Origin of the sequence: Pseudoalteromonas sp. NZS71_1 (assembly GCF_015864305.1) — a bacterium.
Taxonomy (GTDB): Bacteria; Pseudomonadota; Gammaproteobacteria; order Enterobacterales; family Alteromonadaceae; genus Pseudoalteromonas; species Pseudoalteromonas arctica.
Map to the genome: position 1 here is coordinate 357,989 of NZ_JADYXM010000003.1, position 26,788 is coordinate 384,776.

The window sequence follows — 26,788 nt, forward strand, 5'->3', positions numbered from 1 at the left end:
GATCGCAATGAGTAACACTAGTTTAAAACCTGCGGATATTATGCCATCACTAGTAGTGAGTGATGTTGATGAGAAAAAGGTAGATTTAGTTGACAGAATAAGTGACTCTCCGTGGAAAATGATTGTTGTTTATCGAGGCCAGCACTGCCCTAAATGTACTGCGCAACTCAACGAGCTTGCTAAAGTTCATAAAGACTTTAAAGAGGCTGGAGTTGAAGTGGTTGCAGTAAGTGGTGATAGCCATGAGCAGCTTAATAAACATCTTGAAAAAATAGATATTAACTTCCCAATTTACTATGGTTTAACAATCGAACAAATGACTGATTTAGGGCTACATATTAGCGAGCCTCGCAGTGGTGCAGAAACTGATCATCCATTTGCTGAACCAGGAATTTATGTGCTTAATGAAAAAAATCAGCTTCAAATGGTAGATATATCAAACAGCCCGTTTGTTCGTCCTGATTTAGAGCAACTGCTAGGTGGGATTAAGTTTTCAAGAGAAAACGACTATCCAATCCGGGGCACATTTATTAAATAGTATTCATTTTAAATGGTTTCAAAAAAGGCACTCTTCAGTGCCTTTTTTATTTATTTTTAATAAATTTACTTGAAAACAATTTTACCGTCCATATATAGTTAAGTAGGACGCCTGATGGGTCCTAAATTAAACTTAAACAATTGAAATTTATATTATTAATTAAACTTTGCTTGAGCTTGTTCAATAGAAAAGCACATGCAAAATATCGCTTAAATATGAGGATATTATTATGCGTACAGTAGACTTATCACCACTTTATCGTTCATTTATCGGCTTCGAACATTTAGCATCACTTATGGATGCGGCAGCTAATACAGACAAGCAGCCGAGTTTTCCTCCTTACAATATAGAAGCACTCGATAAAGACAAATACAGAATCACTATGGCCGTTGCCGGTTTTAGTGATAGTGAATTAACCATTGAGTCAGAAAACAACACATTAAAAGTTGCAGGTATTAAAGCTAATAAAGATGAAAATAATGAACGTAAGTTTATTCATCAAGGTATAGCAGAGCGTAACTTTGAACGTAAATTTCAGCTTGGAGACCATGTAAAAGTACTTGGTGCCGATTTAGCTAACGGCTTATTAAGCATAGAGTTACAGCGTGAAATTCCTGAAGCACTTAAACCACGTAAAATAGAAATTGGTAATAGTAATCTAATAGAAGGTAAATAGTCTTCTAAAGTACATATTCCCCTGATTATTTAGCCGCCTCATTTGAGGCGGTTTTTTTACTTAAAGCGCTTCTAAATTATTAAGGTAGTAGGTTGCTTGTTGCAGCGTTTGTTCTTGAAGTGTTTCATCTTGTTTATCCCAGTTTTTATATACCATACCAATACGTGGGTTCTTCTCTAGCCTGTCTCTGTGTCTATTCATGAAATGCCAATACAAGCTATTTAGCGGGCAAGCTTTATCTCCTACTTTTTGTTTAACATCGTACTGACAGCTTTTGCAATAATCGCTCATTTTATTAATGTAGTTACCGCTTGCAGCATAAGGCTTTGTTGCAATTATTCCATCATCGGCAAACTGACTCATGCCTCGGGTGTTGGGCATTTCTACCCATTCTATGGCATCTATATAAACGCCTAAGTACCAGTTGTCTACGTCATCAGGGTTTATTCCTGTGAGCATGCAAAAGTTCCCAATAACCATTAGGCGCTGAATATGATGAGCATAAGCGGTTTCAAGGCTTTGCTTGAGTGAGTGGCTTAGACAATTCATTTTTGTAGAGCTGTTCCAAAAATAAGATGGCAGTTTATTTTTGGCTTGTAATTGATTTTTAACTGCGTAGTCGGGCATGTTAATCCAATAAATGGCACGTACATACTCTCTCCAGCCTAATATTTGCCTAGTAAAGCCCTCTACTTGCGAGAGGGATATTTCATTGGGTCTTTGTTCGTATTCGCTTATTACACGTTTGATTACATATAACGGGTGGAGTATTTTTGCGTTTAGGGCAAACGATAAACGGCTATGGTACAGGCTGGTATTGTTTTTACTTTGATCTGTCATCGCATCTTGAAAGTGACCAAAGCGACTAAGTAAGTGCTCACAAAAGTATTCAAGAGATTCAATCGCTTGTTTACGCGTTGTTGGCCACTCCAGTGAATGTTCATTTATTTCACCCAAATAAGCGACGTTGTGTTTATTTAAACGAGAAATAATGCTGCTAACATCAGTATTGAATAACTTAGGCTCTGGGATGTCGGCTAAGTCTTTTTTAGAAAATTTATTACGATTATTACTATCAAAATTCCATTTGCCACCAGTTGGCTTTGCATCATCAATTAATATATTAAATTGCTTACGCATAGCACGATAAAAGTGCTCCATTGTTACATGTTTGTTTTTTGTAAAGCGTGTTTTTATATCGGTGAACGGTAATAAAAAGTGTTCAGTATCTGTAGCAATTACATTTAATGAGCTATCACTCTTAAACTTAGCTAATTGAGATTTTAGCCTAAACTCGTCAGGGTATTGATATTCAATAGAGTCGCATTGGTATTTATCGGCAACTCGCTTGAGTAATTCAATCAAGTCCTTGTCGTCATCGGTATCATCAAGTGTTAAATGTAAAACATTAAAACCTGCCGTGTTTAATGCAGTTGCAAAGTTTTCCATAGCATTAAAAAAAGCACACAGTTTTTGAATGTGATGTTTAACGTAGTCAGTTTCTTGTTTTAGTTCTGCGATGAGGTAAAGCGTGTCGTCGTCTTTTTGCTTGTACCATGAATGAGATGGGTTTAGCTGATCGCCTAGTATTAGTCTGAGTGTTTTGTGATGGGTCATAGTAAAGCCAAATTTTTTTATACGGACGTATTTAATTAAAGGATCGTTTTACTATTTAACTACGAGTGAATAGAGCAAAAAGGCTTAACCGATTATCAAGGCAATAAAGGCGTGTTGGATCATGGTGTGCAAATGAGTTTAATTAATGGGGAGGTTAAGTAAGTTAAATTGCCACCCCTAAAATTTTATATTTAAATTTTATTACTTTGCTTTTGCTGCATTTTTTGTTGTAACGAAACCACATTAGATACATTAAATAGAATATTGCTGGCAAAGTTTTCAAAATATTTAAGGGCTTTTTTCCAAGCGAGCTGGCTCTCAGGAGTAAAGTGTTTACCAAGGTGCTCTTTAAGGGTTTCGTAAAACGCATCAGATAATAGTGCAATGTCACTTTGCGAAACACTGCTTTTTTTTAGGTACATTAAATGATGTGCTAAAAAAGGAGCTACCGATGCTGGCTTATCTAAATGTTTAACAATTCGTTCTAACACACAAAAAAGGGTAAAACTCTTTTCGTTAAATTGTAAGGCTGTTGGGTAATTCATTTCAATGCTAGATTCAGCCAATTTACTGTGAAATCGAGCCGTGAATGCATGAAAATTTGGCTTAATAATTGTTAAGTTATTTAACAATGCTGATTGTTGTTGGTTCATTTTTATCTCGCTGCAGTGAGTAATAACTATTATTATTAAGTGGCATAAAATTGATTATAGCGGGCAGATAAAATTCTGCACGTTTTTTTAGTGTTAAAGTATGGGTTTTAGTTATATCAATTTATTTTCTAGTAAATTGTAAGCATCTAGAAGGTACTAAGGTAGCTCAAATTTAGTTTGTTTGATTTTCACTCAAAAATAATAAGCTGTAATATTTAATAATTTAGAGACAGCATTTTATAAAATTGATTGATTACTTATGTTACTTATATATACATTAAATTAGCATCTTGACGAATTGGAAATTTTACAAACTAATTGCGTATTATAGTTGCTAATCATCCCGTACATCCTTATAATAGCGGCCATTGTTTAGCATGTTGTAAAACAGCTAACAGCGATATTAAATTTAAAGTTTGATATCTATTGGCGCGGGATGGAGCAGTCTGGTAGCTCGTCGGGCTCATAACCCGAAGGTCGTCGGTTCAAATCCGGCTCCCGCAACCAATTCTACTAGTAGGTATTACCTTACTAATTTATATCGCGCATTCTAAGTAATGCGCGTTTTGCGTTTTAGACTATGTAGTTTAATTAGGTCAGTTTACTGACTCGCAACCAAGCTTGGCCCTAGGCCACACAGTTTTATGCTTTATTGGTGTGACGCCCCGCTTGGTTCGGGGCGTTGTTGTATCTGCACCTTGCGATTTGTGGCAATTGTCATCAAATTAAAACTTAAACTCAGTATTTTAGGGCTATAAGCCCTTTTTTTGTTTGTATGGAGGATTTTCGTGACAAAACTTGAACAAGATTTAGTAACCATGTTAACGCCTGCGGTAGAAATGTTAGGCTTTGAATTGCATGGTCTTGAATTTGTGCAAGCGGGTCGCCATTCTACCTTAAGAGTATATATTGCTCATGAGGATGGGATCTCAGTTGATAACTGTGCGGATGCAAGTCGCCAAATTAGTGCGATTTTAGACGTCGAAGACCCAATTACAAATGAATATGATTTGGAAGTATCGTCTCCTGGTGTTGATCGTCTATTATTCAAACAAGATCACTACGAGCAGGCGCAAGGAGAGGAAGTACGCGTGCGTACTAAACTTCCACAGGATGGTCGTCGTAATTTTAAAGGCGACTTAGTAGCAGTTAGCAGCGATATGATCACACTATCTAGCGATGGTGCAGAGCATCTGATCATGCTTAGTAACATCGAACGTGCGAATTTAATCGCGAAGTTTTAAATTCGAGTGCGAAGGAATAGGGCAAGCGAGGCATTACCCATGGCAAAAGAGATATTATTGGTTGCTGAAGCCGTTTCCAATGAGAAAGCGGTTCCAAAAGAAAAGATTTTTGAAGCTCTAGAGTTCGCTTTAGCGACAGCTACAAAGAAAAAACACGATGGCGAAATTGAAGTACGCGTAGCAATTGACCGTAAAACCGGTGATTACGATACGTTCCGTCGTTGGCAGATTGCCGCTGTATTAGAAGATGGTTCTTTAGAGAACCCATACAGCGAAATCACTCTAGAAGCAGCACAGGTTGAAGAACCTGATTTGCAAATGGGTGATTATGTTGAAGAGCAAATCGACTCAATCAAATTTGACCGTATTACAACACAAATGGCTAAGCAAGTTATCGTACAAAAAGTACGTGAAGCTGAGCGCGCTTTAGTTGTTGAAGCATACAAAGATCAAGAAGGCGAGCTGGTAACGGGTGTTGTTAAAAAAGCAACTCGCGATGCAATCGTACTTGATTTAGGTAACAACGCAGAAGCGGTAATTTATCGTGATGACATGTTACCACGTGAAAACTTCCGCCCGGGTGACCGTATCCGTGGTCTTTTATATGAAGTTAAGCCTGAAGCACGCGGTGCACAATTATTTGTAACGCGCTCTAAACCTGAAATGCTAATGGAATTATTCCGCATTGAGGTGCCAGAAATTGGCGAAGAGATGATTGAATTACGTGCAGCAGCACGTGATCCAGGTTCACGCGCTAAAATTGCTGTTAAATCTAACGACAAACGCATAGACCCAATTGGTGCATGTGTTGGTATGCGTGGCGCACGAGTTCAGGCTGTATCGTCAGAACTTGGCGGTGAGCGTGTTGATATCGTACTTTACGATGACAACCCGGCACAATTTGTTATCAATGCAATGGCGCCAGCAGAAGTTGCTTCAATCGTAATGGATGAAGACACTCACTCAATGGATATCGCTGTAGAAGCAGATAACCTAGCGCAAGCAATTGGTCGTAATGGTCAAAACGTTCGTTTAGCAAGTCAGTTAACTGGCTGGGAACTAAACGTAATGACTGTTGAAGACATGCGTACTAAAAATGAAGCTGAATCTGATAAGTTACTTAACTTATTCACTGAAAATTTAGAAATTGATGATGAGTTTGCATCATTACTTATCAACGAAGGTTTCTCGACACTTGAAGAAGTGGCGTATGTACCAGCGTCTGAATTTTTAGAAATTGATGGTCTTGATGAAGAGACTGTAGATTTACTGCGCTCACGCGCAAAAGATGCATTGACAACTAAAGCACTTAAAACGGAAGAAAGCTTAGATGGCGCAGAGCCAGCTGAAGACTTACTTGCGCTTGAAGGCTTAGAGCGTCACTTAGCATTTGTTATGGCAAGCAAGGGTGTTGTTACACTTGAAGACTTGGCAGAACAAGGTATTGACGAATTAGTTGATATCACAGAACTTTCATCTGAAAAAGCGGGTGAACTGATTATGGCTGCACGAAACATTTGTTGGTTTGCAGACGAGTAATTTATTAACGGAGGTATTACACACTATGGCAGAAGTAAATGTTGAAAAACTAGCCGGCGATATAGGTACGACTGTTGATAAATTGCTACAGCAGTTTTCACAAGCAGGTATCACTAAGCAAGCAACTGATAACGTAACAGAAGCTGAAAAAGCAACGTTACTTGATCATTTAAGCAAGCATCATGGCGGTACAGGTTCAGATGGCCCAGCGCGTATGACTTTACAACGTAAGAGCAAAAGCACTTTAAGTGTTACGGGCTCTACTGGTAAAGCAAAAGATGTTCAAGTTGAAGTTCGCAAAACACGTACTTACGTGAAGAAAAGCGCAATGGAACAAGAGCAAGAGCAAGCTCGCTTAGCTGCTGAAGAAAAAGTGCGTCTTGAAGAGCAGCAAAAAGCTGACCAAGAAGCCGCAGAATTAAAAGCGAAACAAGAGGCAGAACGCAAAGCGAAAGAAGAAGCCGACCGTAAAGCCAAAGAAGAAGCTAAACGCAAAGCTGATGCAGAGCGTAAAGCGAAACAAAAGCAGATGACCCCAGAGCAAAGTGCTAAGTCTGAGAAAGATCGCATAGAAGCTGAGCGTCTGCAAAAAGAAGCAGAAGAGGCCGCATTGAAGAAAGCTGAAGAAGAAGCGAAACGTCAAGCAGAAGAAGCAAGAAAGCTAGCTGAAGAAAACTCGGCACGCTGGAAGAAAGAAGAAGAAGAACGTAAGAAACGCGAAGAAACAGCGGATCACCATCTTACGACTTCTACTTATGCACGTGAAGCAGAAGATGTTGCCGATGCTCGTGATGAGCAAGGTACACGCCGTGCTAAGAAAAAGAAAAAAGCGCCAGCAAAAGATAAATTTGCAGCGTCAAGAGGCCGTAACAAGTCTAAGTTAAAAGCACCTGCATCATTACAACATGGTTTCCAAAAACCAACTGTTGATGTTAAAAATGAAGTGCGTATTAGCGAAACAATTACAGTAGCTGAGCTTGCATCACGCATGGCCGTTAAAGGCGCTGAAGTTGTTAAAACAATGATGAAAATGGGTGACATGGTTACTATTAACCAAGTGATTGACCAAGAAGCTGCACAATTAGTTGCAGAAGAAATGGGTCACAAGGTTATCATTGTTAAAGAAAACGAATTAGAGCAAACAGTACTTAATGACCGCCACGAAGATGGTAAGTCAGAGCCACGTGCTCCAGTAGTAACTGTAATGGGTCACGTTGACCATGGTAAAACATCAACTCTTGATTACATTCGTTCTGCGAAGGTTGCTTCTGGCGAAGCCGGTGGTATTACACAGCATATTGGTGCATACCATGTTGATGTAAACGGTCACATGATCACCTTCTTAGATACACCAGGACATGCTGCATTTACTTCAATGCGTGCTCGTGGTGCTAAAGCGACTGATATCGTAATCCTAGTAGTTGCAGCAGATGATGGCGTTATGCCACAAACTAAAGAAGCGGTACAGCATGCTCGTGCAGCTGGCGTTCCTTTAATCATCGCAGTAAACAAAATGGATAAAGAAGGCGCAGATCCAGATCGTGTTAAAAACGAACTTGCTGTACTAGACGTTATTCCAGAAGAATGGGGCGGCGATACGCAGTACGTTCATATCTCAGCTAAAACTGGCTTAGGTATTGACGACCTTCTTGAAGCAGTATTGAACCAATCTGAACTTTTAGAGCTTTCTGCACCTACTGAAGGTATGGCGGCTGGTGTTGTTATTGAATCTCGTCTTGATAAAGGCCGTGGTCCAGTAGCATCAGTACTTGTTCAATCTGGTACGCTTAACCAAGGTGACATTGTATTATGTGGTCTTGAGTACGGCCGTGTTCGTGCAATGCGCGATGAAAACGGTAAAGACATTAAGTCAGCTGGTCCATCTATCCCAGTTGAGATTTTAGGTCTTTCTGGTATTCCTGCTGCAGGCGACGAAGCGACTGTAGTTAAAGATGAGCGTAAAGCGCGTGAAGTTGCTTTATACCGTCAAGGTAAGTTCCGCGATGTTAAACTAGCACGTCAGCAAAAAGCTAAGCTTGAAAACATGTTTACTAACATGACTGAAGGCGATGTTTCTGAAGTTAACGTGGTACTTAAAGCAGACGTTCAAGGTTCTATCGAAGCAATCTCTGATTCACTAACTAAACTTTCTACTGATGAAGTGAAAGTGAAGATTGTTGGTTCAGGTGTTGGTGGTATTACCGAAACTGATGCAACACTAGCTGCAGCGTCTAACGCAATTGTAGTTGGCTTTAACGTTCGTGCTGATGCTTCAGCTCGTAAAGTTATCGAGACTGAAAACTTAGACCTACGTTACTACAGCGTAATCTACAGCTTGATTGACGAAGTTAAACAAGCAATGTCAGGTATGCTAGCGCCAGAGTTTAAACAAGAAATCATTGGTCTTGCTCAAGTTCGTGACGTATTCAAGTCTCCAAAAATTGGCGCAATCGCTGGTTGTATGGTTACTGAAGGTGTTATTAAACGTAGCGCTCCAATCCGTGTACTACGTGAAAACGTTGTTATCTATGAAGGTGAACTTGAGTCACTTCGTCGCTTTAAAGACGATGTTGCTGATGTTCGTAACGGCATGGAATGTGGTATCGGCGTTAAGAACTACAATGACGTACGTGTTGGTGACCAAATCGAAGTATTCGAAACAGTTGAAGTACAACGTACTCTATAATTGTTACTAGGGAGTATTGAACGCTCAGGTTAACGCCGGACGTTCTACACACCCTACGCTAAGATTTTAAATGGGGGCTTAGCCCCCATTTGCATATCCATTATTTAGTTAACTTATTATTTAATTTCAATAAGTTATTATTTTAGGACAAGTATAATGAGAGAATTTTCTCGCACTGATCGTGTTGCACAGCAAATCCAAAAAGAGATTGCTGTAATTTTACAACGCGAAATTAAAGATCCACGCTTAGGTATGGTGACAGTGTCAGCGGTAGAAGTATCGCGCGATTTATCTTATGCCAAAATTTTCATTACTGTGTTTAACACACAAGATGAAGACGCAGCAAAGCAAAGCGCAAAAGTACTTAATGAAGCAACGGGCTATATTCGCTCGTTACTTGGTAAGCGTATCCGTGCACGTATAATGCCTGAGTTAAAGTTTGTAGTTGATAACTCATTAATGGAAGGTATGCGTATTTCTAACTTAGTGGATTCTATTATCCGCGAAGATAACGCAAAGCATGTAGATGAAGACGTAGAAAGTGTTGATGCTGCTGATGTTTCAGATAGCGAAGAAGGTACTGATCACGTAGACGATACAGATAGCGAAGAAGGCACTGATACAGATGGCAAAGCGCAGTAAAGGCCGTGCAGTTGACGGTATTTTGTTGTTAAACAAACCTGAAGGCATTTCATCAAATAAAGCATTACAGCAAGCAAAAAGTGTTTATTTTGCGCAAAAAGCTGGGCACACAGGTGCTTTAGATCCACTTGCTACAGGTATGCTGCCAATTTGTTTTGGTGAAGCGACTAAGTTTACGCAGTTTTTACTCGATACAGATAAAACCTATATCGTTCGTGCACAACTGGGTGAGCGTACAACAACATCAGATTCTGATGGCGAAATTGTTAGCACTAAAGATGTGAACGTTACACGTGAACAGCTAACAAAAGAAATAGCTGCTTTTGTTGGTGAGTCTGAACAATATCCGTCAATGTACTCAGCTCTTAAGTACCAAGGTAGACCGTTATATAAGTACGCGCGCGAAGGTATTGAAGTTCCTCGTAAATGCAGAAAAATAAACGTGTTTAGCTTATCGTTTGACGAATTTGATGAACAAAGCAACGTATTACAAATGACGGCCCATGTATCTAAAGGGACCTACATTCGTACAATCGTTGATGATTTAGGCGAAAACCTAGGCTGTGGCGCACACGTTATTATGCTCCACAGAACCGCTGTTGGTCAGTATCCGGCAGATAAAATGGTCTCGCTTGATGAGATTGAAGCGTTGCTTGCTAAAGCGAAAGAAGAAGAGCTTGCGCCTTCAACTTATTTAGACTCGCTATTGCTACCAATTGATACTGCTTTAACTGATTTACCCGTTGTTGAAATTACAAAAGAACAAGGGGGAATTTTTAGTCACGGGCAAGCTGTAGAATTATCAATCGCTTTACCTGATGGTGCAATTAAAGTTGTTGCGGATAATATATTTATTGGTACTGGTGAGCGTAACTCAAACGGTCATTTAAAGGTTAAACGTGGTCTTGCTAGTCAGCAAGACGATTACGTGAAGCCTGAATAAGCAACTAATGTGCCTAACGGTGGCTTATTAGTTGTAGTTGGGGATAATTAGCTTGTAGTTATTCCTACAGTTGGTAGAATACGCCCGCTTAATCGTTTTGGCTGAATTAGTGATCGGCTAAGACACCTTTTAAATTTAATTTTTGGAGTTACTATGTCACTAAGCAATCAAGAAAAAATCGATATCATTGCTAAATTTGCACGTGCAGAAGGCGATACAGGTTCATCAGAAGTACAAGTAGCATTACTTACTTTTGACATCAACAAGCTTCAAGGTCACTTTGCTGATCACAAGCATGACTTCCACTCACGTCGTGGTCTGCTTCGTAAAGTAAGCACTCGCCGTAAACTACTTGATTACCTTAAAGGTAAAGACATCACTAGTTATACTGCGTTAATCAAAGAACTTGGCCTACGTCGCTAAGAACTAGATTATAGAAAAAGGAGCTTTTTAGCTCCTTTTTTTGTGCCTGAAATTTGTGTTTCCAAATTAAGAAAATTCTTAAACCTATTGAATTATAATATAAAACCCCCATTTCATAGCCTACCAATAGCTGTTGTATTTACCCGCTAATTAGCCCAGTTTAAATCTAGTAGCTAGTGTGTGTTGACCTTTCGTGATTAATTTTGCAGCTGTATGTTTGGTCTTTAGGCAAGGCAGCGCCTATGTAGTGTGGTTATTCCCCATAAATAGGCGATAACGCAGCATAAATGCCAAACATGCGCTGCCCTGCGGGTTCATCCTAGGGGCGATTAACTCTTTGTTGCTCGATTTTTACTTAGCCCACTAGGTTACAAATCTCGCGCCGTGATTAAATCGACCCTAGATTGAACAAATTTCAATCCACAAAGATCAACACACCCTAGACTCGCATTTTGAAGCAGCTTTGGTATATACTATGCGCGTAGGTAAAAAGGTTTATCTACGCTTATTCACATCATTGCCAATTGTAGTACTTAATTGATTTCCAACTGAATACAATTATGTACTGTAATTGGTACTTTGATGACAACTTATTAGAATACATTTAAGGAATATTTTAAGTGCAAGCAATTATTAAAGAATTCAAACTAGGTCAACATACAGTGACTCTAGAAACTGGTGCAATCGCTCGTCAAGCAGACGGCGCTGTACTTGCAAGCATTGGCGACACTTCAGTTTTAGTAACTGTTGTTGGTAAGCGTGAAGCACAACCTGGCCAAGACTTTTTCCCACTAACAGTTAACTACCAAGAGCGTATGTACGCTGCTGGTCGTATCCCAGGTGGTTTCTTAAAGCGTGAAGGTCGTCCTAACGATGGCGAAACACTTATTGCACGTCTTATTGACCGTCCAATTCGTCCACTTTTCCCAAGCGGTTTTGTAAACGAAGTACAAGTTATTGCTACTGTTGTTTCTGTTAACCCTGAAATCCAACCTGATATGGTTGCGATGATTGGTACTTCAGCAGCACTTGCTATCTCTGGTATCCCGTTCAGTGGTCCAATTGGTGCATCTCGCGTTGGTTACATCAACGGCGAATATGTACTTAACCCTACATTAAAAGAGCTTGAAGAAAGCCAACTTGATTTAGTGGTAGCCGGTACTGATAAAGCGGTACTTATGGTTGAATCAGAAGCTAACGTACTTGCAGAAGACGTAATGCTTGGCGCTGTTGTATATGGTCATGAGCAATCTCAAGCGATCATCACTGCAATCGAAGAATTTAAAGCAGAAGCAGGCAAGCCTACTTGGGATTGGACTGCACCAGCTAAAAACGTTGCACTAGAAGATAAAGTTGCAGCAATTGCTGCTGATAAAGTAGGCGCAGCTTACTTAATCACTGATAAAGTAGCGCGTAAAGAAGCACTTGGCGTAGCTAAAGATGAAGTTGTTGCAGTGTTAACAACTGAACTTGCTGAAGGCGAGTCTTTAGATAAGCAAGAAATTGGTAAAATATTCGGTTCACTTGAGAAGAAAATCGTTCGTGGCCGTATCGCTTCTGGCGAAAAACGTATCGATGGTCGTGAACCAGATATGATTCGTGCACTAGATGTAATGACTGGCGTATTACCGCGTACTCACGGTTCTGCTATCTTTACTCGTGGCGAAACTCAAGCGTTAGTAACAGCTACACTTGGTACAGAACGTGATTCACAGTTAATCGACGATTTAACTGGTACTCATAAAAACCACTTTATGCTTAACTACAACTTCCCTCCATTCTGTGTAGGTGAAACTGGTTTTGTTGGTTCTCCTAAGCGTCGTGAAATCGGCCATGGTAACCTTGCTAAGCGTGGTATTGCTGCTGTAATGCCAACATTGACTGAATTCCCATATTCAATCCGTGTAGTATCTGAAATCACTGAATCAAACGGTTCATCTTCAATGGCTTCTGTATGTGGTACTTCACTTGCACTTATGAATGCTGGTGTACCAATTAAAGCATCTGTTGCCGGTATTGCGATGGGTCTAGTTAAAGAAGACGATAAATTCGTTGTTCTTTCTGACATCTTAGGTGATGAAGATCACTTAGGTGACATGGACTTTAAAGTTGCCGGTACTGCTGCTGGTATTACAGCACTTCAAATGGATATCAAAATCGAAGGTATCACTCAAGAAATCATGCAAATTGCGCTTAAACAAGCAAAAGCTGCACGTTTACATATCTTAGAAGTGATGGATGAAGCAATTTCTGCTCCTTCTGAAGAGCTATCAATGTTTGCTCCTCGCATATACACAATGAAAATCCCACAGAAGAAAATCGCTGAAGTTATCGGTAAAGGTGGCGCAACTATTCGTCAGCTTACTGAAGAAACTGGTACAACGATTGAAATCGGTGACGACGGTACAATTAAAATTGCCGCTACAGATGGCGAAAGTGCAGCTAATGCAATTAGCCGTATTGAGCAATTAACAGCTGAACTTGAAGTAGGTACTATCTACGAAGGTAAAGTTGTACGTATTGTTGATTTCGGTGCGTTTGTAAACATTCTTCCTGGTAAAGATGGTCTAGTACATATTTCTCAAATTAGTACTGAGCGCGTTAATAACGTGGCTGATCACCTTTCTGAAGGTCAAGAAGTTAAAGTTAAAGTACTAGAAGTAGATCGCCAAGGCCGTGTACGTCTAAGTATTAAAGAAGCAATGGAATCAGCAGCACCTGCAGCTGACGCGCCAACTGACGCGTAATTGTTAACTTATTAATCTAGTTATATTAGCTAGATGATAAAAAAGGGGCTGTTTAGCCCCTTTTTTTTATGCTTTAATGAAACCTTATTGGACAAGGTCTGTCTTATATTAATCGCGATATATCTTGGTATTAAGGATTTTAATGATACTCAAACATTTAGCTTTGGCATCTTTTGCTATTTTGTCTTTAAGCGCTTGCCAAACTACAACAGATTCAGAACCAACCCCGATTGTTAATGTGCCATTTACTGCACCTTTAGCCTCTGACTTTAGAAGTGAAATTGCTATTGCACGCTACTCGGAGTTATTGAATAGGGCTGACTTAAGCGAAGAGCAACAAGCTAAGCTTTATTACGACCGTGGTGTACTTTTCGATAGTCTAGGTATGACCACTCTTTCGCGTATTGATTTTAACCGCGCAGTAAAACTTAAGCCTGATTTAGCTGAAGTATATAATTTTTTAGGTATTCAACATACGCTTATGCAGCAGTACGAAAAAGCCTATGAGTTTTTTGATTCAGCTCTTGAGCTTGATGAAGAGCATGAATATGCTTATTTAAATAGAGGTATAGCCCTTTATTACGGCGATAGAGCTGGCCTTGCTAAAAATGACTTTAACGAGTTTTTAGCCCGTTCTCCTAAAGATCCGTACCGTGTTTTATGGGTTTATTTAGCCCAGGCACAAGAGGATAAAGTAATCGCACTTGATGCACTTAAACAAAATGCGACTGCGCTTGATGATTCGCAATGGGCGTATCAGTTAATTTCTCTTTATACGGGCGATATGAGTGAACATGCATTTTTATCAGGCATTAGTGATGGTGTTAGAACTGAGCAAGAATATGCGCAGCGTTTATGTGAAGCTTATTTTTACTTAGCCAAAATGCATCAAGCAGCGGGTGAGCTTTATTTAGCATCAGACTATTTTAGGCTTGCGCTAGCAACCAATGTACATGAGTTTATTGAGTACAAATATGCGCGTTTAGAACTTGAGTTGATGGAAGGTGTTGACGCAAGTTAAGCGTTTTAAATTAATAGGTGTATTACTATGTTGTTTGTTAATTACAGGCTCGAGTAATCACCTTGGCGCTATTGGCTTTTGGCATGTTTTAAATACAAAAGCCAATGTTCTACAAAGTTATTGGAATTCACCAGCTTATTTTTCTGATCACCTAGAGCAGTTACCAAAGACCTCTTTAGCTATACTTGCTCGCAGTAAAGTTTCCTCAGCACAATATATGTATTCTCTTAAGCTTATTAAAAGTAGTCAGAGTGATACTGCAAAACAATTTTGGCTCTCCGCTATAAATGACTTAACAATCCCAGAGCGTAAAATATTAGCAACAAAGTTACTTGAGCAATCACGTTGGAGCGATTTAGAGTTACTCGCTAGTAAAAACAAATTACCAGCAGGGGATGTACTAAATCATCTAAAACTTCAGTTAAAAATACCACAGAGTAAAATATCTACTGCGTTTATCCACGATCTCGGTTTTTCATCTTTAAAAAATATAAGTAAGCCTAATAAGCAATGTATATTTAACGTGCTGACTATGAGCGATCATCGCAGTGGCTTATATAAACTTACAGAGTTTATTAATGCTTATAATAAACAACCAGAGCCCCGTGAAAATATTTTTTGCTTTTCAAAACCCGTTTACGTTGCGGGTATGCTTGAGTGTAAAAGTAGTACTAGTCAAATAGCAAAGTGTGACTGGCAATCATCTAAACTTAATAGCCAGCTTCCTAACAATTTTGATTTTATAGTGATGATGCCAAAAGGCGGAACGGCTAATGTTACGAATGGGACAATGCTAATAAACTCAAAAGCAAAATACAGTGTGTTTTTGCATGAGCTGATGCATTTTAACGGTTTTGAAGATGAATACGCTTTGCCTAAAACTAAGCAAGCATGGTTGTGTGCAAAAACAGGTTTTGTTGCACCTAATTTATTTATTTCTCATGGTGAGTCGCCGCCAACAGGTTGGCATAAAGCAAAGAGTTGCCAGGTAGGAGGTATTGCTTATAAACCTAGTGAAAATTGGTCTATTATGCAATATCAGCAGTTAGGGCTCTCAGCGCAGTATAGACAACTTTGGTTGAAACATTTAGATATGACCAATGGTAACTTTCATCGTCACCCTGGCGCGCTTACATTTGCAAATAAGGCCATATTAAATTAACAATTATCAGTATTAATTAATTGTTTTTTTAGGCTTAATAAATTGTTAGTTCTTGTTTAAAAAACACCCATACAGAACCGCTTTTTATAGACAAAATCAGTGTTTTTCAGTATAACTATAGTCATTAATGTCGTTTAAAAACAGGCAGTAAAAGCATCACTTAGTATTAAAAAGAGATGCCCTAATAAACTTATGATAATAAAAGGCCCTACATTATGACTTTGCTCTGGATACCCTTGTTATCCTTAATTGGCAGTGTTATTTCTGCATGCACAGGTAAGTTATCCCGCAATTTAAGCACTAGTTTAACGGCTCTTGCGCCTTTGACGGCTTTGGGGATTACTCTATACCATGCACCTGCCGTTTTAGCGGGCGAAACCATTCGTTATTCTTTAGCTTGGATCCCGTCAATAGGACTCGATTTGTCTCTGCGGTTAGACGGCCTCAGTTTATTGTTTATGTTTATGATTTTAGGCATAGGCTTGCTCGTTATCCTCTACACCCGTTACTACCTAAGCGCTAATGACTCAATGGCTAAGCTATATAGTTACTTAATGCTATTTATGACTGCAATGCTTGGTATTGTTATGTCTAACAACGTCATTCAACTGTGGTTGTTTTGGGAATTAACGAGCATCAGCTCATTTTTATTAATTAGTTTTTGGTGGCATAAATCAGAAGCGCGAAAAGGCGCACGTATGGCGCTTGCTGTAACAGGCGCGGGCGGTTTAGCGTTACTTGCTGGATTGATGCTATTAGGTGATATTGTTGGTAGTTACGACCTAGATGTTATTCTAGCGAGTAAAGCAATAATTCAATCTCATGATTTATACGAAGTAGCATTGGTATTGGTGCTACTGGGTGCGTTTACTAAATCGGCACAATTTCCATTTCACTTTTGGCTTCCTCATGCAATGGCTGCGCCTACGCCAGTAAGCGCGTATTTACATTCTGCGACGATGGTAAAAGCCGGTATATTTTTGTTAGCACGTTTTCATCCTGCTTTGGCAGGCACCGATACTTGGTTTTTACTTGTCGGGTTAACGGGTTTAGCTACGCTGTTGTTTGGTGCTTATATAGCACTATTTAAACACGACTTAAAAGGCTTGTTAGCCTATTCAACAATAAGCCATTTGGGTTTAATAACGCTATTACTCGGACTTGATACTGAGCTTGCGACTGTTGCTGCTATTTTTCACATAATTAACCATGCAACGTTTAAAGCGTCGTTATTTATGGCCGTTGGTATTATTGATCACGAAACGGGTACGCGCGATATGCGTAAATTAAATGGTATGTGGCGATACTTACCATACACTGCAACGCTTGCGATGGTCGCGGCGGCTGCAATGGCAGGAGTTCCTTTACTAAATGGCTTCTTGTCTAAAGAAATGTTTTTTGCAGAAACGCTACACCAGCAAGTGCTTGGTTCTATGTCGTGGTTAATTCCAGTACTGGCAACTGTTGCAGGTGCATTAGCTGTTGCGTACTCAGCACGCTTTATTCATGACGTGTTTTTTAATGGTGAACCAATTGATTTACCTCGTACGCCGCATGAGCCACCGCGCTATATGCGTGTACCAATAGAAATACTCGTTGTGATTTGTTTGTTAGTGGGTATGTTCCCGCACTTTACAATTGATGGCATTTTATCTGCGGCGTCTTTAGCTGTACTTGGAAAAGAAATGCCAGTGTACGAATTAGCTATCTGGCACGGGTTTAACTTGCCTCTACTAATGAGTGCGATGGCGATTGCTGGCGGCTTATTTATTTATATTAATCGTAAATATCTATTTCAATTTCAAGCATCGTTACCACCTCTAAACGCTAAAAAAACGTTTGAACGTGTGATATTAAGCGTTATTGCTTGGTGTCAGTCAAAGGTAAGCAGTACAGAAAATGGATCGCTGCAGCGCTACCTTGTAATTATGCTAGCGGTAGTATTGCTGTGTGCGGGTTGGCCATTATTTGAAATGCAACAACTTGCCGGAAGCATGCCACTTACCCCTGTTGATGTGCACAATGCAATTGGTGCAGGCTTATTGATTATTGGTGCTCTTGCCACCGTTATTTGGCATCGCTCTCGAATGGTATCGCTATTAATGCTCTCAATTGTAGGATTAATGGTGTCGGTTGTATTTACACGCTTTTCTGCTCCAGATTTAGCGCTTACGCAGCTAACTGTTGAGGTTGTTACTATTATTTTACTTATGCTGGCATTGTTTTTCTTGCCTCAGCATACGCCAAAAGAATCAAGTTCATTACGCGTACTTCGAGACTTAGCAATAGCCTCTACGTTAGGTGTAGTGATAGCGAGTATTTGTTATGCATTACTTACACGTCCATTAGATTCAATCTCAGACTTCTTTATTGCTAACGCTAAAATTGGTGGCGGTGGTACTAACGTAGTTAACGTTATTTTAGTCGACTTTAGGGGCTTTGATACGCTTGGTGAAATTACCGTATTAGGCATTGCCGCATTAGGTATATTTAAAGTACTTTCTCGAATCCCATTATTTATGCCAGCGAGCGACAGCGAAGGGCGCCCATGGGCACGAGAGCGCCATCCAATATTACTGGCGAGTATTTCACAAAGTTTATTACCGCTTGCGTTATTAGTTTCTGCATATATTTTCTTACGTGGGCATAACTTACCTGGTGGTGGCTTTATTGCTGGGTTAGTAACGTCAATCGCGTTTATTTTGCAATACATGGCGCATGGTACAGCATGGATAAACGAACGCTTTGATGTTAATTATCGCAAAATTATAGCCTCAGGCATTGGTATTTCTTTGTTTACAGGTGTGGGTAGTTGGTTCTTCGATAAGCCATTTTTAACAACTTGGTTTGACTACTTTGATATTCCGTTTGTCGGTAAAACAGAGCTTGCCAGCGCGATTGCATTTGACCTAGGTGTTTACTTAACTGTTGTAGGCGCTACGTTAATGATTTTAGCAAGCTTAGGTAATATGACAGCAGATACCCAGAAAAAAGAGGTAAATATTTAATGGAATTATTGTACGCATCTTGCGTTGGAGTATTGGTCAGTTGCGGTGTGTTTTTACTGCTAAGAGCTCGTACGTTCCCTGTAGTACTTGGGCTTACTATGATTTCATACGCTGTTAACTTATTTTTGTTTTCAGCAGGTCGCCTTACTATTAATAAAGCGGTAGTACTTGGTACTGGCACAGAATACGCCGATCCTCTACCTCAAGCATTAGTACTAACTGCAATAGTGATTGGTTTTGCGATGACTGCATTTGTGGTTATTTTGGCAATACGTGGGCGCGCCGATTTAGGTAGTGACCATGTTGATGGTTATGTGCCTAACACCTCTGCAGATAATAAGGAGCAAAAATGATCCAACATTTAGCTTCGCTACCTATTTTATTACCTATGTTGACGGCAGTTATTTTATTGCTGCCGCCATGTGGTAAAAGCGTCAAAATTCGCCGCTTAGTTTCAATTGTAATGGCAATAGCTACTTTTGCCATTAGTGTGCTTTTACTTGTACATATTAATAATACAGGTATTAATGTTTACGCTATTGGTAGTTGGTCTGCACCATTTGGGATAGTCTTAGTCGCTGACATGTTATCTACCTTATTGGTTACGTTAACTTCACTTTTAGGTTTGGGCGCTATTTTATATGGTAGTGCTGGCGATGATGAAAAGGGCAGCTTTTATCATCCACTTGTCCACTTTTTAATATTGGGTGTAAATGGCGCGTTTTTAACTGGCGATTTATTTAACCTATTTGTTTTTTTTGAAGTGTTACTGATTGCATCATATGCACTGTTAATGCACGCAGGTGATAAACAAAACACTCGTGCGGCACTGCAATATGTAATATTAAATTTAGTTGGCTCAAGCGTGTTTTTAATCGGTTTGGGTATTTTGTACGGTGTACTTGGTACGCTTAATATTGCAGATATGGCGCAAAAAGTATCACAGCTTTCGGGCGATGATGTATACCTAGCAAAAGCAGGTGGTTTATTACTACTCATTGTATTTGCTTTAAAGGCCGCACTATTACCTCTGCATTTATGGCTTCCAAATACGTATTCAAGCGCTAAACCTGTAGTTGCAGCATTGTTTGCGATTATGACCAAAGTAGGCGTTTACGCCATGCTTCGTGTTTACACGGTGATATTTGGCGAACAAGCAGGAGCGCTTGAACATATGGCGCAGCCTTGGCTTTGGGGCTTAGCAATTGCCACCATTATAGTGGGTGCCATTGGCGTTATGGCAGCGCAAGACTTACGTAAACTCACCTCTAACTTAGTATTAGTATCGGTAGGTACGTTGGTTGCGCTAATTGCATTGCAAAATGTAAATGCCACTGCTGCACTTTTATATTATTTAGTGCATTCAACAGTTGTTAGTGCCGCACTGTTTTTACTAGCAGACCTTGTTTCTACGCAGCGCGGTAAAGTTGGTGATAGGCTAGTAGCGGGTCGCTCTGTTAAACAACCATTTTTATTAGGTGTGTGCTTTATTGTTGCGGCTTTAACTGTAGTTGGTATGCCGCCACTATCAGGCTTTGTAGGTAAAATTTGGATACTTAAAGCCACATTAAATAGTGAGCAAGCTTTACTATTTTGGCCTATATATTTAGTAACAAGCTTCGCGTTGTTGGTAGCGCTTTCGCGTGCTGGCACGACCTTGTTTTGGGAGCATAAAAGTAAAAATAGCGAAAATGCAGATTGTGCAAATGCACACCCGTTGCAGGTAATTGTAATTATAGGTTTACTTGCGTGTTCGCCATTGCTCGTTATTTTTGGCGGACCAATAAGTGAATACATGCTAGGTGCTGCTACTCAGTTACATGATATAAGCGGCGGTATTAATGCTGTACTTAAAGGAGGCATGTGATGAGATTACAAGCCCGTTTTCGTTGGTTACCAACGCCATTTCGTAGCTTATTTTTGTTTATGGTTTGGCTATTGTTAAATAATAGCGTGTCGGTAGGGCACTTAGTATTAGCGACTATTTTTGCAATACTTATCCCGATATTAAGTTTTTCGCTTCGCGAGCCTCAGCCACTAATTTTAAAGCCGGGCTTGGCTCTTAAGCAGTTGCTTATTGTGCTGTACGATATTGTCGTAGCAAATTTACAAGTGGCTTTACTTATACTTGGGCCATCTAAAAATTTGCGTCCGGCATTTATAAAAGTACCGATAGATTTAACTCATGATATGCCAATTACCATATTGGCCAGTAGTGTATCGCTTACACCCGGTACAGTGAGTGCAGAGGTTTACCCAATTGCTGAATCGTTACCTGAGGGTGAAGAGCCAACACAACGCTACTTATTAATACATGTGCTTGACCTTAAAGATGAAGAAGCACTTATCAAACAAATAAAACAACGCTACGAAGCTCCACTAAAGGAGATATTTCAATGTTAGACACCGTATTACTCATTGTTTTTTCGATGATTGGCTTATCATTATTGCTTAATTTATGGCGATTGATCATTGGTCCATCAGTGCCTGATCGTGTTTTAGCGCTCGATACAATGTACATTAACGTCATTGCACTGATTATTTTATATAGCATTAGTATGGATACAGGGCTTTATTTTGAAGCTGCACTGCTTATTGCCATGCTAGGTTTCATAAGTACAGTTGCAGTGTGTAAGTATTTACTACGTGGCGATATAATTGAATAAGGTGAAAACATGATCAGCGAATGGGTTGTATCAATATTATTGTTATTTGGTGGTACGTTTATTTTAATTGGCTCAATAGGCTTAGTTAAACTACCTGACTTTTTTATGCGTTTGCATGGGCCAACTAAAGCAACAACGTTGGGCATGGCAAGTATGCTAATTGCAGCTATGGTTTATTTTGCAAATTCAGGACATGGCCTAAGTGTTAAAGAAATACTCATTACTATATTTTTACTAATTACGGCACCGATTAGTGGTTACATGCTAATAAAGTCAGCTATTCATCATAAGCTAAAAGCCAAAGAAGGCACTAAAGGCCTAGATAATGTAGAAGACGATTAACATAAAAATATATTTATAAAAGGCCGAATAAATTAATTTTATTCGGCCTTTTTAGTGACTGCTTGTACCCTTTACAAGACTAATTAATAATGTAACTATAAAACGATTATTTATATGAAAGGATATTATTATGGGTAAGGTACTACTTTTATCATTACTGATTTTTTCTAGTAGTTTATATGCTGAACAAAATACTAAGCAGCAAAAAATAGATGAACTTATTAGTGTAATGAATTTAGATTCAATGGTTGACTCTATGTACGGCCAGGTTGAAGGTATGATGAAAGGCATGTCAGACCAAATGGGCGTTAAGCCTTCTGAACAGGCAATTTTTGATAAGTACTACAGCGACATGACGACGGTATTAAAAACCGAAATGAGCTGGGCCAAAATGCAGCCGATGATGATTAGCGTGTACGACAAACATTTTAGTGAGCAAGAAATTGCCGATATGCTAGCGTTTTATAAAACAGATACAGGGCAAAAAATACTTGAAAAAATGCCTGTTGTAATGCAAGAGTCTATGCAAATGTCACAAAGCTTAATGAAAGATGCTATGCCTAAAATACAAACTTTAGCGCAGCAACTAAGCGACGAATTAGAGCAAAGCCGTAGCGAATCAAACTAGGGCAGCGCATGTTTGGTATTTATGCTGCGTTATCGCCTATTTATGGGGAATAACCACACTACATAGGCTCTGCCTTGCCTAAAGACCAAACAGTCTGCTGTAAATTAAACCACCAATGATCAACACGCCCTTAGATTAATACGCGCCTTACTTAGGCGCTTCTCTCCTAAATTACCCCCCTCCAGATAATACACGCCCGATATCAGCTTAAGTTAATTATGTTTTTGTCACTATACTAATGAGCAACAATACTTAATCAATTTGAGGGATTAAATTCGGCGCTAACTGCGTTAAACATTTTGATATACGATTGCATGGATGCAGAGGCAATTAGTGATAACAACTAAATAACGAAACCTTTGCCTTGTTATCAACACGATTTTCTTGTCTTAAATAGGTTACTTAATTAAGCGAATTGGTATTATTTTATTAGTTTTAAAATAGTCATTGACCTATGTGTTGCACCTAGGTTTATTATGAAGCTACTGAAACACGACGGAGCTAAATTATGTATGTTAAACAACTCGCCAAGTTAATGGGCGTGACTGCCGATACTGTTCGTCATTACACACGTGTTGGGTTACTTAACCCAATACGCAGTGAAGAAAATGGCTATCAAGAGTATACAAAGCAAGACCAGCAGCGTTTAAAGTTTATTATTAGCTCTCGTCAACTTGGTTTTTCACTCAAAGATATTCAACACATTATAGGCGAGTCAGAGCAGGGGAATTGTCCTTGTCCGTTAACGCGTAAACTCATTACTAAACGCCTAGAAGAAACCGAAGCACTATTTCAAGAAACATTAAAATTACGAAACAGAATGCATGCAGCTCTGGCGCAATGGGATACATCAGCCGATGGTGCAAATGCCAGTGACGTGTGTAGTTTAATAGAATCATTTGTTGATCCAATAAACGATTCTGCAAATAAGGAGCAGCGTAATGACGACTAATACAAAAGACACCGCGCAAAACTTTATTATTGAAGGTGCTAATTGCGGCAGTTGTGTGGCTAAAATTGAAAAAGCCCTTAATAGCGTGCAAGGCGCGCAAAACGTGGAAATGAACTTTGCACAGCGTACTGTCCGTGTAGAAGGTAAAGCCTGCGAAAGCACGCTTATTAAAGCAGTCGAAAACATTGGTTATTCAGCTAAGCCAATGAGTAACGAGTCTGATCAAGATGCACTTGATGAAAAAGCAAAGTCGGACGAGGCACATTACAAAAAGCTAATGCGTAATATGATATTAGCGTTAGGGGTCGGTGCGCCGTTAATGATATACGGGCTTATTTTTGACATGAGTGTGACCACCGACACACAACGAATAGCATGGTTTTTAGTGGGTATAGTCACGCTTGTGGTTATGGCTATATCAGGTAAACAATTTTACAACGGTGCATGGCAGGCCTTCAAAAACCATGCTGCCAATATGGATACATTAATAGCGCTTGGTACAGGTACTGCGTGGTTGTATTCAATGTTTGTGGTAATAGCACCAAACTTATTACCGGAAGTTGCAAGACACGTATATTTTGAAGCATCATCGATGATCATCGGTTTAATTAGTTTAGGGCTCGCTTTTGAAGTAAAAGCACGTGGGCGCACCTCACAAGCAATTAAACGCTTAATTGGCCTGCAACCAAAAACTGCACGCGTAATTCGCGATGGGCAAGAGCAAGACATCGACATTAGTGATGTTGTAAAAAATGATGAAGTACGCGTACGTCCGGGTGAAAAAATCCCTGTGGATGGCGATGTTATTGAAGGCAGCAGTACGGTTGATGAGTCAATGCTTACTGGTGAGCCAATGGCTGTAAGCAAAAAAACGGGCGACAAAGTCGTTGCCGGAAGTATTAATAAAAGTGGCACTTTATTATTTAAAGCCACGCACATTGGTAGCGAAACCACACTTGCCAATATTATCAATATGGTAAAGCGTGCACAAAACTCTAAGCCATCAATAGGGCGCTTAGCTGATGTTATATCAGGAATATTTGTACCAACAGTCATGATTATTGCAGTACTTGCTGGCCTTGCATGGTTAAACTTTGGACCTGAGCCATCAATTGCTTATGCCGTTGTTGCAATAACCACTGTACTTATTATTGCGTGTCCTTGTGCGCTAGGACTCGCAACCCCTATGTCGGTTATGGTGGGTATTGGTAAAGCTGCAGAGTCAGGAATATTAATTCGAAATGGTGAGTCGCTGCAAACAACATCTAAAATCACCACCATGATTTTAGATAAAACAGGCACTATTACTCAAGGCACACCGCAAGTTACCGATGTAGTTACGTTTAACAACAGTGATGAAAATACAGTAATGCAACGTGTTGCAAGCCTTGAAAGTAGCTCAGAGCATCCACTGGCAGAAGCAATTACGGCACACGCTAAAAAGCAGGGCTTAACTTTAAGTAAAGTAGCCGACTTTAACGCAATTACAGGTAAAGGTGTAACTGGCAGTGTTGACGGGCAAACATTGTTGTTTGGTAATAAAGCGCTAATGGATAAATATGATGTAGCCGTTGATGATGCAACCGAGCAAGCTCAAACACTTGCCAGTGATGCTAAAACGCCCATGTATTTTGCAAGTAATAATAAGCTCCAAGCTATTATTGCAGTAGCAGATCCTATTAAAGAGGATTCAGTTGAAGCTATTAAACGCCTGCAAGATAAAGGTATCCACCTAGTTATGCTAACAGGTGATAACAAAGCCACTGCACAAGCCGTTGCTAAGCAAGTTGGTATTGATGACTTTATTGCAGAAGTAATGCCCGATGATAAAGTAAACGAAGTAACAAAGCGCCAAGCAAACGGTGAAATAGTGGGTATGACAGGTGACGGTATTAACGATGCCCCCGCACTTGCGCAAGCCGATGTAGGGTTTGCAATTGGCACAGGTACCGATGTTGCAATAGAAAGTGCAGACATTACCTTAATGCGTGGTTCGTTACATGGCCTTGCTGATGCAATTGCAGTGAGTAATGCAACTATTTCAAATATTAAACAAAACCTATTTGGTGCCTTTATTTATAACGTGGCGGGTATTCCGATTGCAGCCGGCGTGTTGTATCCATTTTTTGGAATACTACTTAACCCTGTTGTTGCCGGTGCAGCTATGGCACTTTCATCGCTTACAGTGGTAAGTAACGCTAATCGCTTACGTTTTTTCAAACCAAATAAATCGTAATTTAAGCTAAGGAGTACATTATGTTGATGATTAATATAGGTGGTGCACTGTTAATAGCCGCAATTATTTATTGGTTTTGGCTATACAAACCAGAGCAAACACAAAGTGATGACAACAAAGTAACGATAGTCGTTGATAACGGTGTTTATAAGCCAGGACACATTAAAGTGGCAGCCAACAAAGAGGTTGTACTTACCTTTGATAGAAAAGACAGCGCGCCGTGCGCCGAAACCGTGGTATTTCCACAGCTTGATATAAGTAAAACGCTGGCAATGGGTGATGGCAATACAGTTAAACTACCTGCGCTTGAAGCCGGTGAGTATGACTTTCATTGCCAAATGAAAATGTACAAAGGCAAGCTAGTTGCTCAGTAACCTGAACTAAGTAGGTGTTGGGGTCGTATAGTTGCCTTATATAAGTTATGAGTAGGAGTGGTTACATTAAATGAATAAATTAAACCCTAAAAAATTATTGAATAGTAAATGGACCGCAACACCTTCTATAAATAAAGAAAAACACTTCATTATTGTTGAGGTGGAATTTGATGAAGATGGCAACGTAATTGAGTGTATTACTGAGGCTGTTATGTCAAAAAATCAATATCCAATTAGTTGGCGAGATTTAAAAGATAACCAAAAGTGGCTGCAAGGGTGGAAGTAGTTTAAATCTACATAGTTTACCTCACTCCAATAGCGGCACATTTGCAGATAGCTGGCACACGATGTAGGTTTGCTTAACTCAAGCGAACCTATATTTTACGGCGCATTAAGTTATGAACTCAATGCTATAACTTAGCTCATATATCACATTCTTCCTGAGTAATTCGCCATTTGGCAACAAAACAGTTAATTTCAAAATATCCTTCCCAAATCTTTATAATAAATCTCAAAAATAATGTAACTGACTAATTATAAATGAATTAATTTTTTAATAGCCTCGAATAAATCCTATGCTACTTCCATGTTCATATTCAGTTTATTTTGAAGACTAACCCAAACGCCCCCCTTATTGGCTTTTTAGCAAAAGTGTGTCTTTTTAATTAAACTTAACTAATTGATTTATAAT

The 26,788-nt window shown here is 39.5% G+C and carries 24 protein-coding genes and 1 tRNA gene; 23 read left to right on the plus strand and 2 right to left on the minus strand.

Annotation, left to right across the window (positions count from 1 at the left end; all coding sequences use genetic code 11):
* Positions 1-7 precede the first annotated feature (7 nt).
* Positions 8-538 carry a peroxiredoxin-like family protein gene (locus I6F43_RS06945; protein WP_007585494.1) on the plus strand — a complete coding sequence of 177 codons (531 nt, stop codon included), beginning with the start codon at positions 8-10 and terminating at the stop codon, positions 536-538.
* A gap of 229 nt (positions 539-767) precedes the next feature.
* Positions 768-1,214, plus strand: a complete 447-nt coding sequence (locus I6F43_RS06950; protein ID WP_007585496.1) for an Hsp20 family protein — start codon at positions 768-770, stop codon at positions 1,212-1,214.
* 60 nt (positions 1,215-1,274) lie between these two features.
* On the opposite strand, the gene I6F43_RS06955 is transcribed toward I6F43_RS06950, so the two are convergent.
* Complete coding sequence (locus tag I6F43_RS06955) at positions 1,275-2,831, minus strand: cryptochrome/photolyase family protein (protein WP_101217269.1); 1,557 nt, start codon at positions 2,829-2,831, stop codon at positions 1,275-1,277.
* 191 nt (positions 2,832-3,022) lie between these two features.
* A complete protein-coding gene (locus I6F43_RS06960; RefSeq protein WP_007585499.1) occupies positions 3,023-3,484 on the minus strand; it encodes a globin domain-containing protein in 462 nt (153 codons plus the stop codon).
* Between the two features lie 430 nt (positions 3,485-3,914).
* Between I6F43_RS06960 and I6F43_RS06965 the strand changes: the two genes are divergently transcribed.
* The 21 genes from I6F43_RS06965 to I6F43_RS07065 all read left to right on the plus strand — a co-directional run bounded on the left by I6F43_RS06965 (position 3,915) and on the right by I6F43_RS07065 (position 26,383).
* Positions 3,915-3,991, plus strand: a tRNA-Met gene (locus I6F43_RS06965).
* A 281-nt stretch (positions 3,992-4,272) separates the two neighbouring features.
* Entirely contained in the window at positions 4,273-4,728 is a 456-nt protein-coding gene (gene rimP, locus I6F43_RS06970; protein ID WP_002958482.1) for a ribosome maturation factor RimP, read from the plus strand.
* A 39-nt stretch (positions 4,729-4,767) separates the two neighbouring features.
* Positions 4,768-6,267: a transcription termination factor NusA gene (gene nusA, locus I6F43_RS06975; protein WP_007585502.1), complete on the plus strand. Its 1,500-nt coding sequence runs from the start codon at positions 4,768-4,770 to the stop codon at positions 6,265-6,267.
* A 25-nt stretch (positions 6,268-6,292) separates the two neighbouring features.
* On the plus strand, positions 6,293-8,953 hold the full coding sequence (gene infB / locus I6F43_RS06980) for a translation initiation factor IF-2 (protein WP_007585504.1): 2,661 nt from the start codon (positions 6,293-6,295) through the stop codon (positions 8,951-8,953).
* A gap of 156 nt (positions 8,954-9,109) precedes the next feature.
* Positions 9,110-9,595 (plus strand): 30S ribosome-binding factor RbfA, encoded by a 486-nt coding sequence (gene rbfA / locus I6F43_RS06985; RefSeq protein ID WP_007585506.1) that lies wholly within the window; start codon positions 9,110-9,112, stop codon positions 9,593-9,595.
* A complete protein-coding gene (gene truB, locus I6F43_RS06990; RefSeq protein ID WP_007585508.1) occupies positions 9,579-10,538 on the plus strand; it encodes a tRNA pseudouridine(55) synthase TruB in 960 nt (319 codons plus the stop codon). Before rbfA ends, truB begins: the two co-directional genes overlap by 17 nt.
* A gap of 153 nt (positions 10,539-10,691) precedes the next feature.
* Positions 10,692-10,961: a 30S ribosomal protein S15 gene (gene rpsO / locus I6F43_RS06995; protein ID WP_007585509.1), complete on the plus strand. Its 270-nt coding sequence runs from the start codon at positions 10,692-10,694 to the stop codon at positions 10,959-10,961.
* Between the two features lie 620 nt (positions 10,962-11,581).
* A complete protein-coding gene (gene pnp, locus I6F43_RS07000) occupies positions 11,582-13,708 on the plus strand; it encodes a polyribonucleotide nucleotidyltransferase (RefSeq protein WP_197101592.1) in 2,127 nt (708 codons plus the stop codon).
* A gap of 142 nt (positions 13,709-13,850) precedes the next feature.
* The gene (gene nlpI / locus I6F43_RS07005; protein WP_197101594.1) at positions 13,851-14,729 is read left to right on the plus strand and encodes a lipoprotein NlpI; all 879 of its coding nucleotides are present in this window, start codon (positions 13,851-13,853) and stop codon (positions 14,727-14,729) included.
* Positions 14,716-15,891, plus strand: a complete 1,176-nt coding sequence (locus I6F43_RS07010) for a hypothetical protein (protein ID WP_197101596.1) — start codon at positions 14,716-14,718, stop codon at positions 15,889-15,891. Before nlpI ends, I6F43_RS07010 begins: the two co-directional genes overlap by 14 nt.
* Positions 15,892-16,106: 215 nt before the next feature.
* Positions 16,107-18,899: a monovalent cation/H+ antiporter subunit A gene (locus I6F43_RS07015; protein ID WP_033027043.1), complete on the plus strand. Its 2,793-nt coding sequence runs from the start codon at positions 16,107-16,109 to the stop codon at positions 18,897-18,899.
* On the plus strand, positions 18,899-19,252 hold the full coding sequence (locus tag I6F43_RS07020; protein ID WP_010554685.1) for a Na+/H+ antiporter subunit C: 354 nt from the start codon (positions 18,899-18,901) through the stop codon (positions 19,250-19,252). The genes I6F43_RS07015 and I6F43_RS07020 overlap by 1 nt, the downstream gene beginning before the upstream one ends.
* Positions 19,249-20,766, plus strand: a complete 1,518-nt coding sequence (locus tag I6F43_RS07025) for a monovalent cation/H+ antiporter subunit D (RefSeq protein WP_197101597.1) — start codon at positions 19,249-19,251, stop codon at positions 20,764-20,766. The genes I6F43_RS07020 and I6F43_RS07025 overlap by 4 nt, the downstream gene beginning before the upstream one ends.
* On the plus strand, positions 20,766-21,302 hold the full coding sequence (locus tag I6F43_RS07030; protein ID WP_007585523.1) for a Na+/H+ antiporter subunit E: 537 nt from the start codon (positions 20,766-20,768) through the stop codon (positions 21,300-21,302). Before I6F43_RS07025 ends, I6F43_RS07030 begins: the two co-directional genes overlap by 1 nt.
* Positions 21,296-21,565: a K+/H+ antiporter subunit F gene (locus tag I6F43_RS07035; RefSeq protein WP_007378493.1), complete on the plus strand. Its 270-nt coding sequence runs from the start codon at positions 21,296-21,298 to the stop codon at positions 21,563-21,565. Before I6F43_RS07030 ends, I6F43_RS07035 begins: the two co-directional genes overlap by 7 nt.
* A 9-nt stretch (positions 21,566-21,574) precedes the next feature.
* Positions 21,575-21,907: a Na+/H+ antiporter subunit G gene (locus I6F43_RS07040; RefSeq protein ID WP_007585525.1), complete on the plus strand. Its 333-nt coding sequence runs from the start codon at positions 21,575-21,577 to the stop codon at positions 21,905-21,907.
* Between the two features lie 130 nt (positions 21,908-22,037).
* Positions 22,038-22,535: a DUF2059 domain-containing protein gene (locus I6F43_RS07045; protein WP_010554687.1), complete on the plus strand. Its 498-nt coding sequence runs from the start codon at positions 22,038-22,040 to the stop codon at positions 22,533-22,535.
* Positions 22,536-23,043: 508 nt separating this feature from the next.
* A complete protein-coding gene (locus I6F43_RS07050) occupies positions 23,044-23,487 on the plus strand; it encodes a MerR family transcriptional regulator (protein ID WP_010554688.1) in 444 nt (147 codons plus the stop codon).
* Positions 23,477-25,723: a heavy metal translocating P-type ATPase gene (locus I6F43_RS07055; protein WP_197101599.1), complete on the plus strand. Its 2,247-nt coding sequence runs from the start codon at positions 23,477-23,479 to the stop codon at positions 25,721-25,723. The genes I6F43_RS07050 and I6F43_RS07055 overlap by 11 nt, the downstream gene beginning before the upstream one ends.
* Positions 25,724-25,743: 20 nt before the next feature.
* Positions 25,744-26,097, plus strand: a complete 354-nt coding sequence (locus I6F43_RS07060; RefSeq protein WP_197101601.1) for a cupredoxin domain-containing protein — start codon at positions 25,744-25,746, stop codon at positions 26,095-26,097.
* Positions 26,098-26,167: 70 nt separating this feature from the next.
* Positions 26,168-26,383, plus strand: coding sequence for a TIGR02450 family Trp-rich protein (locus I6F43_RS07065; protein ID WP_007585532.1), 216 nt, complete (start codon positions 26,168-26,170; stop codon positions 26,381-26,383).
* Positions 26,384-26,788: the final 405 nt, after the last annotated feature.

Excerpts from the sequence above, each read along its gene's own strand:
- I6F43_RS06960 (WP_007585499.1), bottom strand. The coding sequence starts at position 3,484 with ATGAACCAACAACAATCAGCATTGTTAAATAACTTAACAATTATTAAG.
- rbfA (WP_007585506.1), top strand. The coding sequence starts at position 9,110 with ATGAGAGAATTTTCTCGCACTGATCGTGTTGCACAGCAAATCCAAAAA.
- I6F43_RS07025 (WP_197101597.1), top strand. The coding sequence starts at position 19,249 with ATGATCCAACATTTAGCTTCGCTACCTATTTTATTACCTATGTTGACG.
- nusA (WP_007585502.1), top strand. The coding sequence starts at position 4,768 with ATGGCAAAAGAGATATTATTGGTTGCTGAAGCCGTTTCCAATGAGAAA.
- I6F43_RS07060 (WP_197101601.1), top strand. The coding sequence starts at position 25,744 with ATGTTGATGATTAATATAGGTGGTGCACTGTTAATAGCCGCAATTATT.
- I6F43_RS07065 (WP_007585532.1), top strand. The coding sequence starts at position 26,168 with ATGAATAAATTAAACCCTAAAAAATTATTGAATAGTAAATGGACCGCA.
- I6F43_RS06955 (WP_101217269.1), bottom strand. The coding sequence starts at position 2,831 with ATGACCCATCACAAAACACTCAGACTAATACTAGGCGATCAGCTAAAC.
- I6F43_RS07020 (WP_010554685.1), top strand. The coding sequence starts at position 18,899 with ATGGAATTATTGTACGCATCTTGCGTTGGAGTATTGGTCAGTTGCGGT.
- nlpI (WP_197101594.1), top strand. The coding sequence starts at position 13,851 with ATGATACTCAAACATTTAGCTTTGGCATCTTTTGCTATTTTGTCTTTA.
- rpsO (WP_007585509.1), top strand. The coding sequence starts at position 10,692 with ATGTCACTAAGCAATCAAGAAAAAATCGATATCATTGCTAAATTTGCA.
- I6F43_RS07035 (WP_007378493.1), top strand. The coding sequence starts at position 21,296 with ATGTTAGACACCGTATTACTCATTGTTTTTTCGATGATTGGCTTATCA.
- I6F43_RS07050 (WP_010554688.1), top strand. The coding sequence starts at position 23,044 with ATGTATGTTAAACAACTCGCCAAGTTAATGGGCGTGACTGCCGATACT.
- I6F43_RS07045 (WP_010554687.1), top strand. The coding sequence starts at position 22,038 with ATGGGTAAGGTACTACTTTTATCATTACTGATTTTTTCTAGTAGTTTA.
- I6F43_RS06945 (WP_007585494.1), top strand. The coding sequence starts at position 8 with ATGAGTAACACTAGTTTAAAACCTGCGGATATTATGCCATCACTAGTA.
- truB (WP_007585508.1), top strand. The coding sequence starts at position 9,579 with ATGGCAAAGCGCAGTAAAGGCCGTGCAGTTGACGGTATTTTGTTGTTA.
- I6F43_RS07055 (WP_197101599.1), top strand. The coding sequence starts at position 23,477 with ATGACGACTAATACAAAAGACACCGCGCAAAACTTTATTATTGAAGGT.
- I6F43_RS06950 (WP_007585496.1), top strand. The coding sequence starts at position 768 with ATGCGTACAGTAGACTTATCACCACTTTATCGTTCATTTATCGGCTTC.
- I6F43_RS07030 (WP_007585523.1), top strand. The coding sequence starts at position 20,766 with ATGAGATTACAAGCCCGTTTTCGTTGGTTACCAACGCCATTTCGTAGC.
- I6F43_RS07015 (WP_033027043.1), top strand. The coding sequence starts at position 16,107 with ATGACTTTGCTCTGGATACCCTTGTTATCCTTAATTGGCAGTGTTATT.
- I6F43_RS07040 (WP_007585525.1), top strand. The coding sequence starts at position 21,575 with ATGATCAGCGAATGGGTTGTATCAATATTATTGTTATTTGGTGGTACG.
- infB (WP_007585504.1), top strand. The coding sequence starts at position 6,293 with ATGGCAGAAGTAAATGTTGAAAAACTAGCCGGCGATATAGGTACGACT.